Source organism: Actinomycetospora cinnamomea (assembly GCF_003096675.1).
In the GTDB taxonomy this organism is placed as follows: domain Bacteria; phylum Actinomycetota; class Actinomycetes; order Mycobacteriales; family Pseudonocardiaceae; genus Actinomycetospora; species Actinomycetospora cinnamomea.
Genome location: NZ_QEKW01000005.1, coordinates 159,002 through 173,448, shown reverse-complemented (window position 1 = coordinate 173,448; position 14,447 = coordinate 159,002). Strand labels below are relative to the sequence as shown.

General features: G+C 75.8%; 17 protein-coding genes. 3 read left to right on the top strand and 14 right to left on the bottom strand.

Features of this window, described 5'->3' with window-relative positions:
* Positions 1–5: 5 nt before the first annotated feature.
* Positions 6–368, bottom strand: coding sequence for a DUF4229 domain-containing protein (locus C8D89_RS12040; RefSeq protein WP_243418041.1), 363 nt, complete (start codon positions 366–368; stop codon positions 6–8).
* Positions 369–611: 243 nt separating this feature from the next.
* Here C8D89_RS12040 and C8D89_RS12035 point away from each other — a divergent pair, with 243 nt between their 5' ends.
* Both C8D89_RS12035 and C8D89_RS12030 read left to right on the top strand, forming a co-directional pair.
* Complete coding sequence (locus C8D89_RS12035; protein ID WP_116708352.1) at positions 612–815, top strand: BldC family transcriptional regulator; 204 nt, start codon at positions 612–614, stop codon at positions 813–815.
* Positions 816–980: 165 nt separating this feature from the next.
* Entirely contained in the window at positions 981–1,244 is a 264-nt protein-coding gene (locus C8D89_RS12030; RefSeq protein ID WP_207787185.1) for a hypothetical protein, read from the top strand.
* Positions 1,245–1,318: 74 nt separating this feature from the next.
* On the opposite strand, the gene C8D89_RS12025 is transcribed toward C8D89_RS12030, so the two are convergent.
* The 4 genes from C8D89_RS12025 to C8D89_RS12010 form a co-directional block, all read right to left on the bottom strand.
* Positions 1,319–2,731 carry a MinD/ParA family ATP-binding protein gene (locus C8D89_RS12025; RefSeq protein ID WP_116708351.1) on the bottom strand — a complete coding sequence of 471 codons (1,413 nt, stop codon included), beginning with the start codon at positions 2,729–2,731 and terminating at the stop codon, positions 1,319–1,321.
* Between the two features lie 109 nt (positions 2,732–2,840).
* Positions 2,841–3,842 (bottom strand): c-type cytochrome biogenesis protein CcsB, encoded by a 1,002-nt coding sequence (gene ccsB / locus C8D89_RS12020; RefSeq protein ID WP_116708350.1) that lies wholly within the window; start codon positions 3,840–3,842, stop codon positions 2,841–2,843.
* A complete protein-coding gene (resB, locus tag C8D89_RS12015; protein WP_116708349.1) occupies positions 3,832–5,622 on the bottom strand; it encodes a cytochrome c biogenesis protein ResB in 1,791 nt (596 codons plus the stop codon). The genes ccsB and resB overlap by 11 nt, the downstream gene beginning before the upstream one ends.
* 23 nt (positions 5,623–5,645) lie before the next feature.
* A complete protein-coding gene (locus C8D89_RS12010) occupies positions 5,646–6,485 on the bottom strand; it encodes a cytochrome c biogenesis CcdA family protein (RefSeq protein ID WP_116708348.1) in 840 nt (279 codons plus the stop codon).
* Positions 6,486–6,860: 375 nt separating this feature from the next.
* On the opposite strand from C8D89_RS12010, the gene C8D89_RS12005 reads away from it, so the two are divergent.
* Positions 6,861–7,046 (top strand): hypothetical protein, encoded by a 186-nt coding sequence (locus C8D89_RS12005; RefSeq protein ID WP_116708347.1) that lies wholly within the window; start codon positions 6,861–6,863, stop codon positions 7,044–7,046.
* A gap of 43 nt (positions 7,047–7,089) precedes the next feature.
* Here C8D89_RS12005 and C8D89_RS12000 read toward each other — a convergent pair whose 3' ends face one another.
* The 9 genes from C8D89_RS12000 to C8D89_RS11960 form a co-directional block, all read right to left on the bottom strand.
* Positions 7,090–7,455 (bottom strand): zinc-ribbon domain-containing protein, encoded by a 366-nt coding sequence (locus C8D89_RS12000; RefSeq protein ID WP_207787184.1) that lies wholly within the window; start codon positions 7,453–7,455, stop codon positions 7,090–7,092.
* Between the two features lie 26 nt (positions 7,456–7,481).
* Complete coding sequence (locus C8D89_RS11995; protein WP_243418059.1) at positions 7,482–8,063, bottom strand: TlpA family protein disulfide reductase; 582 nt, start codon at positions 8,061–8,063, stop codon at positions 7,482–7,484.
* A 2-nt stretch (positions 8,064–8,065) separates the two neighbouring features.
* A complete protein-coding gene (locus tag C8D89_RS11990) occupies positions 8,066–8,701 on the bottom strand; it encodes a histidine phosphatase family protein (protein ID WP_116708346.1) in 636 nt (211 codons plus the stop codon).
* Positions 8,698–10,050, bottom strand: a complete 1,353-nt coding sequence (gene hemL / locus C8D89_RS11985) for a glutamate-1-semialdehyde 2,1-aminomutase (protein ID WP_243418040.1) — start codon at positions 10,048–10,050, stop codon at positions 8,698–8,700. Before hemL ends, C8D89_RS11990 begins: the two co-directional genes overlap by 4 nt.
* A 296-nt stretch (positions 10,051–10,346) precedes the next feature.
* Complete coding sequence (locus C8D89_RS11980; protein ID WP_116708344.1) at positions 10,347–10,808, bottom strand: hypothetical protein; 462 nt, start codon at positions 10,806–10,808, stop codon at positions 10,347–10,349.
* Entirely contained in the window at positions 10,805–11,272 is a 468-nt protein-coding gene (locus tag C8D89_RS11975; protein WP_116708343.1) for a DUF3093 family protein, read from the bottom strand. The genes C8D89_RS11980 and C8D89_RS11975 overlap by 4 nt, the downstream gene beginning before the upstream one ends.
* Entirely contained in the window at positions 11,269–11,700 is a 432-nt protein-coding gene (locus tag C8D89_RS11970; protein ID WP_116708342.1) for a hypothetical protein, read from the bottom strand. The genes C8D89_RS11975 and C8D89_RS11970 overlap by 4 nt, the downstream gene beginning before the upstream one ends.
* Positions 11,701–11,702: 2 nt before the next feature.
* Positions 11,703–12,692, bottom strand: coding sequence for a porphobilinogen synthase (hemB, locus tag C8D89_RS11965; protein ID WP_116708341.1), 990 nt, complete (start codon positions 12,690–12,692; stop codon positions 11,703–11,705).
* Between the two features lie 98 nt (positions 12,693–12,790).
* Positions 12,791–14,437, bottom strand: coding sequence for a bifunctional uroporphyrinogen-III C-methyltransferase/uroporphyrinogen-III synthase (locus tag C8D89_RS11960; protein WP_116708340.1), 1,647 nt, complete (start codon positions 14,435–14,437; stop codon positions 12,791–12,793).
* Positions 14,438–14,447 lie beyond the last annotated feature (10 nt).

Below are 14,447 nucleotides of genomic sequence, written 5' to 3'. Positions count from 1 at the left end.
CCCGGTCACGAACCCTCCCCCGCGTCCGGCCCGGTCTCCCCGCGCAGTTCGGCCCGCAGCCGCTCGCGACGCTCGCGACGCGCGGAGGTGGCCGCGTCGATCTCGGCGTTGAGGCGGGCCCGCAGACCGCGGAACAGCACGACGGACAGCGGCAGGGCCACGACCAGCGCCACGAGCATGGCCACGAGCAGGGGCAGCCCCACGGCGACGAGCACCCCGGTGAGCACGGCGACGATCAGCAGGCGCACCCCGACGTACAGCACGATCGCCAGCGCGACGCGTCCCGGCGATCCGGTGGCGCCCGTGGTGGACGGCGCGCCCGGATCGGTCCGGACGCCCTCGCCGGGGCGCGGTTCCTCGGAGGTCACGCCACCAGGGTAGGCATCATCGCGGCGACCCACCCCCGGCGCCGGACGTGTCCCGTTTCGTCCTTTGTGGTCCCTTTACCTGGATACAAGCGTTCGAGTACGTGAGGGGGCGGGTGTCACGATCGTCGTGTCACGTCCGCTCCGCCCGACGGCGGGTGCCCGGTACTCCGAGTGCCACTCGGAGCCGGTCCCTGCACGGCCGACGGCGCGGGCCCACGGGCGAGAGAGGGAAGGTGGACCGACATGTCCGTCGCTCACGAGGCGAACGAGCGGCTCATGACCCCGGGCGAGGTCGCCGCGATGTTCCGCGTCGACCCCAAGACCGTCACGCGCTGGGCGTCGGCGGGACGCATCGGCTCCATCCGCACGCCCGGCGGCCACCGGCGTTTCCGCGAGTCCGAGGTGCGCACCCTGCTCGACGGCCTGACCAGCGAGGCGCACCGGTAGGGGCCGGGCGCCTCCGCTCACCTCCGCTCACCCCGGCCACCCGACCGCCACCCGACGGCCGCCCGACGCACGCCACGCGGACTCCACACGCGACCGGTAGCGTGGTGCCCAACCGGTCCGTGGACCACCCGCGGTCGGCGACGTCGAGAGGCTGGAGGCGTCCCAGTGGTGATCCCGTTCCTCGTGGCCGTGCTGGTCCTGGTCGTCGTGGGGACGTTGCTGTGGAAGGTGATGGCCGCGCAGGCGGCCCAGGCCGGACACGACGGCGGTCCCGGCGGCACGGCCGAGGACGCCCCCACCGGACCCACGCGGGCGGCCTCGCCGCGACGCCCGCAGCGGCCCCGCCGCCCGGTCGCCCCCGACGACGACCCGGAGTTCCTGCGGTCGCTCGACGAGAAGATCCAGCGCGAGGACCCGCCCTCGACCTGAAGCATCCGCGCGGATCAGCACGGAGGGGCGTTCCCGGTTCACCGGGGGCGCCCCGCCGTCGTCTCCGGAGGACCTCAGCGCGGGATGACGGGACGCCGCACGCGGGAGCCCGCCCGGCCGAAGTCGTCGGCCACCGTCGCGGCGAGCTCGAGCAACGCGGAGCGGGTGCGCCCGGCGAGCTTGTCCAGCTCGATCTCGGCGCCCTCCTCGAGGTGCGCGTCGAACGGCATGCGCACCACGGCCCGGCAGCGCGCCGCGAAGTGGTCGGACACGCGGTCGAGGTCGACGTTGCCCGAGGAGCGGCGCACGTAGTTGATGACGGCCACCGACCGGGACACGAGGTCGCGGTAGCCGTGGGCGTCGAGCCAGTCCAGGGTCGCCGAGGCGCTGCGGGCCCCGTCGATCGAGGCCGACGAGACGATGAGCAGCGAGTCCGCGACGTCGAGCACGCCCTTCATCGCCGAATGCATCAGCCCGGTGCCGCAGTCGGTGAGCACGACGTTGTAGAAGTGCTCGAGCAGGGTGACGGTGCGCCGGTAGTCCACCTCGCTGAACGCCTCGGACACTGCCGGGTCCTGCTCGCTGGCGAGGATCTCCAGCCGCGAGGGGCCCTGCGAGGTGTAGGCGCGCACGTCGGAGTAGCGGCGCACGCGGGTGGCGTCGCGCAGCAGGTGCCGCACCGTGGCCGTGGTCTCGAGCGGGATCTTCTGGCTGAGCGTCCCCCGGTCCGGGTTCGCGTCGACGGCGATCACACGGTCGCCGCGCAGCGACGCGAACGTCGAGCCCAGCGTGGTGGTGGTCGTCGTCTTGCCGACCCCGCCCTTGAGGCTCAGCATGGCGATCTTGTAGCAGCCGTGCAGCGGCTGGTTGACCCGCGCGATCAGCTCCCGGCGCGCGGCGTCCCCGGGGCTCTCGCCGGGGTTGACCAGCCCGCCCGTCCCGACGAACAGAGCCCGCCGCCAGCCGGTCTGCGGCGCGCGCTTGCTGGGGCGCAGCAGGTGCGCCGACGACAGGTCGTACGAGGCGGGCCCGTGCGACCCCGGCGCCGGTGTACCGGCGCCGCGGCCGGGCGTGGTGTAGCGGCCGGCCACGGGCGCGCGGTCGCCCGGCGCGGCGCTCCCGGGCGGCCCGGCGACGCGCCCGGTGGGGCCGGCGGCGCCGAGGCGGGGGTCGACGCCGGGGTGGCGGGGCTGGGCGGCGTCGCCGCGGGCGGCCTCGGCCGTGTCGACCCGCCGGGTGGTGTCCGGCGAGTCCGCGGGGGCGGCGACGGACGACCCGTCGCTCCCCGACGGGGACGAGGCGGACGAGGACGGGGACGAGGGCGGGCCGCCGCCCTCGGACGCGGGCGGAGAGGTCGGCGGGCTCGACACGGCCTCGGCGGCGGGAGCGGTGTGCTCCGCCTCCGACGGGGAGGCGCCGGACGGGGCGTCGGCGCTGCGGACCGGGCCGCCCTCGCGCTCCGCGCCGGCGTCGTCCCTGGCTTCCATGTGACGGCCCCTCCCTCGTCGACGGCGCGGAGACCGTATCCCCTCGCGGAGATCCGGACGACCCGGAACGGTCCGTCGGGTCGCGCTCTGCGGCGCTGCGGCGTCGGGCTCAGCCGACGCCGGCGTAGGAGTGCAGGCCCGTCACCACGAGGTTGACGAAGAACAGGTTGAAGATCATCACTGCGAAGCCGACGACGTTGATCACCGCGGCACGCCGCCCGCGCCAGCCCGCGGTCGACCGCGCGTGCAGGTAGCCCGCGTAGACCACCCACGCGACGAAGGCCGTCGTCTCCTTGGGGTCCCAGCCCCAGTAGCGGCCCCACGCGGCCTCGGCCCAGATGGCGCCCGTGATCACCGCGAACGTCCAGATCGGGAAGGCGAGCGCCGTGGCGCGGTAGGCGACGCGGTCGAGCACGTCGGCGCCGGGCAGCCGCGACGTCCACGCCAGCCGGGCCGGGTTCGTCTCGTGGGCCGCGCGGAGCAGGTAGAGGCAGCTCGCGACGCCGGCGAGCAGCAGGATGCCCGAGGCGATGACCGCCGCCGAGACGTGGATGGTCAACCAGTACGAGCGCAGCGCGGGGACGACCGGGGCGGTCCGGGTGTAGAGCACCGTGCCGGCGAGGAACATCAGCACGATCACCGGGAGCAGCACGAACACGCCCAGGCGGCGCAGTTCGGGGCGGCGGCGCAGCACGACCAGCCAGGCGCCCACCGCGACCAGGCAGATCGCCGCGGTGAACTCGTACATGTTGCCCCACGGCACCCGCTGCGCGGCGAACCCGCGCACCACGAGCATCGCGAGGTGCAGGCCGAAGCCGAGCACGGTGAGCGAGACGCCCATGCGCCCGAAGCGCTCGGCGCGGGACCGCGGCGGCCGGGCGGGGCCGCCGTCGTCGGTCGTCGCGGGAGTGTCGGTGCCCGGGGTGCCCGGGGTGCCGGTGCCCGCCGCCCCGGCGGCGGCGACCGGGACGCGGGCCTGCTCGGTGGCGGCCTCGGGACGGCGCAGCAACCCGTGCTCCACCGCGTGCAGGACCATGGCCAGCACGTAGACGGCCAGCGCCGACCCGAACAGCCAATCCCCCCACTGGCCCAGCTGCGCGTCAACGACCATCGTCGTCCTCTCCGTCGTCGTCCCGCGCCTCGCGGGCGGGTGCGGTGCGATCGTCGGCCACCGCGGGGACGTCCCCGGCGACCTCCTCGGGCACCGCCGGATCGGGCACCGTCCGGCCCGTCACCTCGGTGTCGGGCTCCCCGGCGTCCCCCGTCCGACGCGGCGCGAGCTCCGCGGCCAGCCGGCCGAACTCCTCGCCGTAGCCCGCACGGTCGGTGCGGGCGAGACCTCCGAGCATCACCACCGTACGACCATCTGTCGTAGACGGCACGGTGGGGCCCGCGGGGACGGCGCGCACCCAGAAGCGTCGCCGCCGGACGGTCAGCGAGAGGGTCAGCCCGCCGAGCAGGGCGATCGCGGCGAGGAGCACCGCGGTCTGCGCCGGGTCGTGGGACACCTGCAGCGACACCCAGTTCTGCACGTCGTCGAAGCGCACGCGGGTGCCGTCGTCGAGCGTGATCTCCTCGCCGGGCCGCAGGTTCTCCCGCGCGACGCGCACGAGCCGGCCCTGCTCGACCATGCCCTGGTCCACCGAGAAGATCGACTGGGCGCGGCCCGAGTCCAGCCCGAGGTCGCCGCGCAGCACGTCGACGGCCACCTCGGGGTTGTTCAGCGCGGGGAAGACCGACGTCACGAGCCCGCCGCCCGAGGAGGTGGGGGCGAAGAGCCCGGTGATGGCGAGCTGCGAGCGGCGGCGCTGCGCCTCGTCGGTGACGCCCGGCGGGTCGATCTTGGTGGCGCCCTCGGACAGCAGCGTGGCCTGGTCGACCGGGCGCCACTGCACCAGCCCGACGCGCTGCTGCCCGTCGGGGAACGTCACGGTGAACCGCGGCGCGTACCCGTGCCCGAGCAGGTAGACCCGCTCGCCGTCGATGCGCAGGGGATCGTTGACGGCCAGGTCGTGCTCCTGCCAGACGCCGTCGCCGCGTTGGACGGCCGCGGTGTCCTGGTAGCGCACGTCGGCCTCGAACGAGTCCGGCTGGCCGTCCGGGCGGAACGTCGCCCGGAAGCCGTCGACGGTGAGGCAGAAGGGGTCGAGGCCCGTGCCGTCGACCTGCAGGCCCGGGCGGAACGAGTCGTAGGCGTAGATGCCGGAGTTGCAGAACTCGCTGCCGTCGGCCATCACGATGACCTGACCCTCGTAGCCGAACAGCTCGCCGGCGGCGATGCCGCCGAGCAGGGCCACGAGGCTCAGGTGGAACACGAGGTTGCCGACCTCGCGCAGCGCGCCCTTCTCCGCCGACAGCGTCCGCACCCCGCCCGGTTCCGAGCGCACCGCCACCCGCCAGCCGCGCAGCCGCCGGCGAGCCCGCGCGACCACGGCGTCGGGGTCCTCGTCCGACGTGCTCTCCGCATGGTGCGGCAGCCGGGCGAGGTTGCGGGGCACGGCCACGGGCTCGGTGCGGATCCCGCGCAGGTGCTCGATCGAGCGCGGCACCAGGCAGCCGATGAGCGAGACGAACAGCAGCAGGTAGATCGCCGCGAACCACGGGGTGGCGAAGACGTCGAACATCCCGAGGTCGTCGAGGACCGGCGCCAGCGTCGGGTGCTGCCCGAAGTAGTCGTCGACGGCGTTGGGGCTCGGCGTGCGCTGGGGCAGCACCGCGCCGGGCAGCGCGGCCACGGCCAGCAGGAACAGCAGGATCAGTGCCGTGCGCATGCTGGTCAGCCCGCGCCAGGTGTTGCGGGCCAGCGCGAGCGCGCGGCGGAGGCGGCCGGGCCGCGACGGTGGCGGCGGGCCGGCGTCGCCGGCGGACGCCTGCGGGAGCGTGGAGGTCATCGCGTGGTGGTCATGTCTGAGCTCTAGAGCGGGGTGGTGAAGCCGGCGACGGGACCACGCAGCAGGGCGACGATCTCGGCCCACAGCCCGGTGGCGAGCAACAGGCCGACCACGATCAGCGCGACGCCGCCGACGATCTGGATGCGCCGGCTGTGGGTGCGCAGCCAGGCCGTGGCGCGCACCGCCCGGCCGGCCCCGAGGGCGATGAGCACGAACGGCACGCCCAGCCCGACGCAGTAGGCGAGCAGCAGCACGACCCCGCGGACACCGGCGCTGCCGGCATCGGTGCCACTGGCCAGGGCGACGACCCCGGCGAGGGTCGGGCCGAGGCACGGCGTCCAGCCGAGCCCGAACGTCGCCCCGAGCAGCGGGGCGCCGGCGAGGCCGACCTGGGGCACGCGGTGCGGGCGGGTGTCGCGCTGCAGGGCGGGTACCAGGCCGAGGAAGACCAGGCCCATCGCGACCGTGACCACGCCGCCGATCCGCTGGAGGACCGCCTCGTTGGTGAGCAGGGCGTCGGCCAGCCAGACGATCGAGCCGAGCCCGACGACGAACACGACGGTGAACCCGAGCACGAACAGGGCCGCGGCACCCGCGATGCGCCAGCGCCGCAGCGGACGCCGCGTCGCCGTGGCCACGGGCAGCTCGCCGGTGACCGCCGCCCGCCGCTCCGCGTCCTGGACCCGGACCTCGTCCTCGGTGACGGCCGGGGCGTCGGCGCCGACCAGCCCGGCCAGGTACGCGAGGTAGCCCGGCACCAGCGGCACCACGCACGGGGACGCGAAGCTGACCGCCCCGGCCGCCACGGACAGCAGCACGGCGAGCAGCACGGGGCCGGACGTGGCCACCTCGGTCAGGTTCATACGCCGACCAGGGTAGGACGCGCCGGTCGCGCGCGCGTGAGCGCGGGCCTCCATCTCCGACGATGTGTCGTAGATCGTGCCGCTGAGCTGGGGACGCGGCACGGACGCCCCGAAAATCGGTGGCGTGCCGACGAGGGGTGCTCCTAGCGTCCTCGCCGTGGACATCGACTCCTGACGGCCCGGGACCCGTTCCGGTCCCGGCGCCCCTCCGCCGCCCCTCCCGCCGCCCGGCGCGGTGCTCGTGCACCCCGGGCAACGGTCGGGGACTGCGTGCGGCCGGTGTCGATCTCCATGTCGATCTCCATCCCGGCCGTCCGCACTCCCGGATCTCCCGATGTCGGCGGCGTCCGCCCGCACCCCCCCAGGAGGTCACGCATGCGAACCACCCTCGACACGCCCGCCCGTCCGACGAACCGCGCCGAGCGCCGGGCCGCGGCCCGCGGCAAGTCCGCCACCATCGGCGGCGTCCCCGCCGCCCGGGCCCCGCGCCGCACCGGCCCTCCCGAGCACACGAAGCCCGTGCACGCCCGTACCGACTTCGTCGCCCGCCGCGGCGGGTGATCCGTCGTCCCGCCCGGTCCGCACGTCGGGCCGGGCGGGAGCGTCACCCGCCGCGGGCGCCGGGCTGGTGCGGCCCGGGGGCGGTGTGTCCGTTGGTGCCACCGCCCGCGGCACCCGGCCAGGGCGCCGACCAGGGCTGCCCATAGGCCGGCCGCGGGGGCGCCGACCCGGCGGGAGGCATCTGGCGCAGCCGCTCGACCCGGCCCTTCCCGACGGTGGCGCTGAACCCGCAGGCCGTGCACCGGGTGGCGTACCGGGTGCGGATCGGGAAGAGCGGGATGAAGAACAGCGTGAACCTCGTGACCAGCTTCAGCACCGCGTTCGCCGCCGAGCGGTGGCAGTTCGCGCAGGTCAGGACGACCATCGCCAGCTGCGTGACCGTCCGGCGTGTCCCGAAGACGAACAGCATGTGCCCCGCTCACCCCCTCGGCCCGCTCAGCTCGCCGGCACGGGCTCGGCGGCGACCCGGTCGACCACCGGCTGCAGGTCCGAGGCCAGCACCGCGGTGAGGAAGACCGCCGCCACGCGGTGCGAGCGGTCGAGCACGATCGTCGACGGCACGGCGTTGCGCGGGTAGCCGCGCAGCGCGAGCAGCGAGCGCCCCGGCGGGTCGTAGATGGACGGGTAGACGACGCCCCGGTCCCGCACGAAATCCGCCGCGGCCTGGCGCTGGTCACGCACGTCGATGCCGAGGAACTGCACACCCTGCGGCGCCGAGGCCAGCGCCACCTGGTCCAGCGCGTCGGCCTCCGCTCGGCACGGCCCGCACCACGAGCCCCACACGTTGAGCACCACGACCTGCCCCCGGTAATCCGCGGTCGAGAGCTGCCGGCCGGGCTCGAGCAGGCTCTCCCCGCTGACGGGGGGCAGCACGCCGCGGCTCGCGGGCGGGTCGTAGGTGACCGTCGTGCGCCCGCCGGTGCCGCCGAACACGAACGCCCCGTCCGCCGGCCCCGACGACAGGGAGCACCCGGCGACGAGCAGGAGCCCGGCGAGCAGCACCAGCACGGCCCGCACGGTCACGCCCCCGTCGCCGCGGGGTCGCTCGCGCCGCCCGGCTCGGCGTAGGCGATGTCGACGAGCGTCTCGTCGTCGAAGACGAAGCTGGTCACCGAGCCCAGCGAGCACTCCCGCTTGCGGGGGTCGTGCCACAGCCGCTGGCCCGCGAGGAAGCGGCGCAGCGTCCAGATCGGCAGTTGGTGCGACACGCACACGGCCTCGTGGCCCGCCGCGAGCTCTCGGGCCCGGTGCGTCGCACCGAGCATCCGGTGCGCGATCTCCAGGTACGGCTCGCCCCAGGAGGGGCGGAACGGGTTGCGCAGCAGCGGCCAGTACTCGGGACGGCGCAGCGCCCCGTCGCCGACCGACACGTGCAGGCCCTCGAACGCGTTGCCGGCCTCGATGAGCCGCTCCTCGGTCACCGGGTCGACGCCCAGCGCCGCGGCGATCGGCTCCGCGGTCTCCTGGGCGCGCTGCATCGGCGAGACGAGCAGGGCGGTGACGTCGGCCCGCGCGAGGTGCTCCGCCGCCCGCTTGGCCTGTACCCGCCCCTCGTCGGACAGCCCGAACCCGGGCAGGCGGCCGTAGAGGACCTTCTCGGGGTTGTGCACCTCGCCGTGGCGGACGAGGTGGACGGTGGTGCGGACCGGTGTCACGAGCCCTCCGGCGGCGTCGCGGCGGCGGCCGCCTCCGCCGCGGCGGGCAGCGCGTCGGCGATCACCGCGAACGCGTCGTCGTCGAGCGCGGCGGAGATGAAGCACGCCTCGAACACGCTCGGCGGCCAGTACACCCCGCGCTCGAGCAGGGTGTGGAAGAAGGGCGGGAAGCGCCAGGTCTCGGCGGACTTCATGTCGGCGTAGTCCCGCCCGGGCTCGGCCGCGAAGCGGACCGAGATGAGCGAGCCCGCCCGCTGGATCGTATGGACGACCCCGGCCTGCGTGAGGGCGTCACCGACCAGCCCGTGCAGCCGGTCGGCGTTCGCGTCGAGCGCGGTGTACACCTCGGGCGTCGCGTGGCGCAGGGTGGTCAGCCCGGCGGCGACCGCGACGGGGTTCCCGGCCAGCGTCCCCGCCTGGTAGACGGGGCCGGCCGGCGCGAGGTGGGCCATGACGTCGGCCCGGCCGCCGAAGGCCGCGGCGGGCAGCCCGCCGGACATCACCTTGCCGAAGCAGTACAGGTCGCCGGCGACACCCTCGAGGCCGTACCAGCCGGCCGACGAGACGCGGAAGCCCGTCATCACCTCGTCGATCACCAGCAGGGCGCCGTGGGCCTGGCACAGCCGCTTGAGCCCGGCGTTGAAGCCGTCGTCGGGCGCGACCGCGCCCATGTTGCCGGCGGCGGCCTCCGTGATGACGCACGCGATCTCCTGCCCGCGCTCGGAGAAGGCGGCGGCGACGGCGTCGAGGTCGTTGTAGGGCAGCACGATCGTGTCGGTGGCCTGGGCGCCGGTGACGCCCGGCGTGGACGGCAGCCCGAAGGTCGCAAGGCCCGAGCCCGCCTCGGCGAGCAGTGCGTCGACGTGGCCGTGGTAGCAGCCGGCGAACTTGACCACCACGCTGCGCCCGGTGAACCCGCGGGCCAGCCGGATCGCGCTCATCGTCGCCTCGGTGCCCGAGTTGACCAGGCGCACCTGCTCGACCGGCTCGACCCGGCGCACGAGCTCCTCGGCGAGGTCGACCTCCCCGGCCGTCGGCGTACCGAAGCTCAGGCCCGCCGACGCCGCCTCGCGCACGGCCTCGACCACCGCGGGGTGGGCGTGCCCGAGGATCATCGGACCCCAGGAACTGACCAGGTCGACGTAGCGGTTGCCGTCGGCGTCGGTGAGCCAGGCGCCCTGCCCGGACACCATGAACCGCGGCGTGCCGCCGACCGACCGGAACGCGCGCACCGGGGAGTTGACCCCACCCGGGACCACCTGCTCGGCGCGGGCGAAGAGCTCGGCGCTGCGTTCGGGGGTGTGGCCGGCGCCCGCCGTGCCCGCGCTCGTCGTCGCTGTGCTGGTCACGGAACCCAGTGTCCCAGCCGCGCGGTGACGGCGCCGTGGCCGGGCGCGGGGCCGGTGGGTCGGCCGTGGTCGGACCGGCACCGGTCCGCCAACGCACGGGGGTCGAGCCATACCCGCCGCCGTACCCGGCCGGCGGCGGGACGCCGGGCGCCCACGTCTCCCGGTGACGCTCGGGGGCCGCCCTGCGGCCGGTGCTGCGGGGGCCGGGGGTGGCGCGGGCACGGCGCGGGCCGTGCGCCCGTCCAGCGCCGCCCGGGCGGCCTCGGCCAGGACGGCGGCAGGGCCCGCCGAAGCGATCACCCTCGGCGATCGGGACCCGGCGAGCTCGCGGCGGGTGTCGTGTCCGCGGAGTGGCCGCCGTCCGGCGCGGGGTCGTCCGCGACGGTGTCCTCCCTGCCGTGGTCCCCGTGGTCCCCGTGGTCGTCGGGGGACTCGTGGTCCGGGGCGGGCGCCGCCCCGGCGACCGCCGGTGACGGCGAGGAGTCCGGCGAGGAGTCCGGCGGCGCATCCCCGCGCGCCGGGCGCGCCCGCCGGGCCGCGGACACGGCGGCCAGGGCGGTCAGCACGGCGGCGACGCCCGCCGCGGTCCCGGCGAGCAGGAGACCCCCGACGAGCCGCAGCTGGCGGATCGGGGTGACGAGCAGGCCGCCCGTGGTCTCGCGCACCTCGACGCCCGCGACGAGCAGCACGGTCGCCGCGACGGCGAGCACGACGGTCACCGCGGCCAGCACGACGGCGCGGCGACGGGGACCGCTCACGAGGTGGCCCGTGCGCGCAGGAGGTCGTCGAGCGCGCGGCGCAGCCCCGCTGCGTCGCGGGCCCACGCCACGGCCCGCGTCCCGTCGGTCAGCCGCAGCACGACCGCACCGAACCGGCGCGGCACCACCGGGCCGTCGCCGAGCACGCGGATGCCGTGGTGCTCCTCGTCGACCGGGCGCAGCGAGCTGACGTGCGACATCGGCAGGCGCGTGCTGCCCTGCACGAGCGTCGACGGGGTGAGCTCCACCCGCAGGAAGCGCCGCCGGCTGCGGACGAGCACGAGGGTGTAGAGGAAGACCAGCAGGCCCACGCCGAGCCACAGCGGCACCGACGCCCCGCCCGGCGCGAGGCTCTCCAGGGCGATCCCGACGCCGGCGAGCACGGGCCCGAACAGCAGCACCCAGGGACGCGAGCCGTCCTCGGCGAACAGGACGGGCTCGGCGGCCCCCTCCGGCGTGCTCACGGCCGCCGCCGGAAGTGGGCCCGCGCGGCCGGCAGGTGCAGCAGCACCGCGCCCACCACGAACGCGACGAACCACACGCCGCCGACCCCGAGGAACGTGACCTGCACCAACCCGGCGATCGCGAGCACGGCGCCGAGCACCGTCAGGCCCGCCCGCGCCGCGCGGGAGCCGCCGACGAGCCGGCGGGCGGCGACCAGCGTGCCGATCCCCGCCGCGGCGAGCACCACCATCGCGGCGACCACCGCCACCGGCCCGGTGTCCGCCTCGGTGCTCCCGAGCACGAGCCCGAGGCCGAACAGCAGCGCGGTCCCGATCATCAGGACACCGAGCACGCTCCACAGCACGACGGCCGCCGTGACGACGCCCGGGCGCCCCGGTTCCCCCTGGGGCGGGGTGACCGCGGTCCGGTCACCGGCTCGGTCGGTCACGCTCAGCGGTCCAGCCAGACGGCGGCCTCGGTGGCCCAGTAGGTGAGGACGAGGTCGGCGCCGGCCCGGCGGATGCCGGTGAGCGACTCGAGGATCGTGCGCTCGCGGTCGAGCCAGCCCCGCTCGACGGCGGCGGAGATCATCGCGTACTCCCCCGACACCTGGTAGGCCGCGACCGGCACGTCGGCGGAGTCGGCCACCCGCCGCAGCACGTCCAGGTAGGCCATGGCCGGCTTGACCATCACCATGTCGGCGCCCTCGTCGAGGTCGAGCGCCACCTCGCGGGCGGCCTCTCGCGCGTTGCCCGGGTCCTGCTGGTAGGCGCGCCGGTCGCCCTGCAGCTGCGAGTCGACGGCCTCGCGGAACGGGCCGTAGAACGCGCTCGCGTACTTCGCCGAGTAGGCGAGGATCGCGGTGTCGCGGAACCCGGCCTCGTCCAGCGCGGCGCGGATGACCCCGACCTGCCCGTCCATCATCCCGCTGGGAGAGACGACGTGGGCGCCCGCCTCGGCCTGCGCGACCGCCATGGTGCCGTAGATCGGCAGCGTCGCGTCGTTGTCGACGCCGCCGCGCTCGTCGAGCACGCCGCAGTGGCCGTGGTCGGTGAACTCGTCGAGACAGGTGTCGGCCATGACCGGCAGCGCGTCGCCGACCTCCGCCCGCACGTCGCGCAGCGCGACGTTGAGGATGCCCTCCGGATCGGTGGCCCCGGAGCCCACGGCGTCCCGCCGCGCGGGCACGCCGAACAGCATGATCCCGCCGACCCCGGCGGCCGCGGCCTCCGCGGCCGCCTTGCGCAGGGAGTCGCGGGTGTGCTGGACGACCCCGGGCATCGACGTGATCGGACGGGGGGCGTCGAGACCCTCGGCGACGAACACGGGCAGCACGAGGTGCCGCGGGCGCACGTCGGTCTCGGCGACGAGCCGGCGCAGCCCGTGTGTCGCCCGCAGCCGGCGGGGCCGGTCAACCGGGAAGGATCGGGGGGTGAACATGACCTTTGACCTTCGGTCTTGTGCGAGCTTTCCCGTGCCCTTTGGCACGGATCCGATACAGCACGCCGGTAGGGCACGCACGAGCGCGGAGCGCCAAGCTAGCGCTTGCGGGCCTTCGTCTTGCGCGGCGGGGGCAGGGCGCCTTCGGCACGAAGCTTGTTCGCGTGGGCGGCGAGGGCCTCGACCAGCGCGGGCACCTCGGCGACGTCGGGCTTGACGTCGACGCGCAGCCCGAACTCCGTCGCGGTCTCGGCGGTCTTCGGGCCGATGCAGGCCACGATCGTGCGGGCGTGCGGCTTGCCCGCGATCCCGACGAGGTTGCGCACCGTGGACGACGAGGTGAAGCAGACCGCGTCGAACCCGCCGGTCTTGATGGCCTCGCGGACCGGCGCGGGCGGCGGGGCCGCGCGCACGGTGCGGTACGCGGTGATGTCGTCGATCTCCCAGCCGCGCTGCTGCAGGCCTTCGGCGAGGGTCTCGGTGGCGATGTCCGCACGGGGCAGGAGCACGCGGTCGACGGGGTCGAGGACGTCGTCGTGCGGCGGGAAGACCTCGAGCAGGCCCTCGGAGGACTGCTCGGTCTCCTCGCCCGGGACGAGCTCGGGGTGCACACCGAAGGAGCGCACCACGTCCGCGGTGGCCTCACCGACGCAGGCGATCTTGACGCCGGAGAACGCGCGGGCGTCGAGCCCGAACTCGGCGAACTTCTCCCATATCGCGCGCACGGCGTTGGCCGAGGTGAACACCACCCACTGGTAGCGCCCGTCGACCAGGCCCTTGACCGCGCGCTCCATCTGCGCCGGGCTGCGCGGCGGCTCGACGGCGATCGTCGGCACCTCCTCGGGCACCGCACCGTGGACGCGCAGGCGGTCGCTCATCGCGCCGGCCTGGTCCTTGGTCCGCGGCACGAGCACCCGCCAGCCGTACAGCGCGCGGGACTCCCACCAGGAGAGCGTGGCGCGGTCGGTGACGGCGTCGCCGAGGGTCACCACGAGCGGGCCCTCGAGCTCGGCGCCGTCGGCGGCGAGCTTGTCGAGGCTGGTCTCGACGGTGCGCTGGCGCGAGCCGGTGCCCGCGGTGGTGACGAGCGCCGGGGTGCCGGGCTTCCAGCCGTTCTCGACGAGCTGGGCCGACGCGGTGGCCAGGTCGTCGGCGGTGGCAGCCAGCACGAGCGGGCCGGGCGCGACCGACAGGGCGGCCCAGTCGACGGCGTCGCCGGCGGTGAGGTCGACCGTGGTGTGGGCCGGGCCGAGCGCCACCCCGGCGTAGGTCGGCACCGCGGTGTCGGCGGGCATGCCGGGCACGACGTCGAACGGTACGCCGGCCGCGGCGACGGCTCGGACCTCGGTGACCACGTCGGGGCGCGTCAGCGGGTCGCCCAGGACCAGGCGCACCACCGAGGCGCCGCCACGGGCCTCCTGGACGACCGTGCTCGCCAGCGTGTCGGGGTCGGCCGGCGCGGGGCCCGCGCCGGTGGCGGCGGGGTCGTCCGCGGCGAAGCCGGGCGCCACCACGGCGTCGGTGGCGGGGCCACCGGCCGTGGGGTCGTCGCCCGCCTGGCCGACCGGGCGCACCGTCACCGACGACGGCAGCAGGCCGAGGACGTCCGCGGGGACGCCGCGGTCGGCCACGACCAGCGTCGCGGCGGCGAGGGCGTCGCGGGCGCGCACGGTCAGCAGGCCGGGGTCCCCGGGTCCGCTGCCGACGAAGGCGACCCGGCCGGCGGTCGTCGAGGGTGCTGTCATGTCTTCCGTT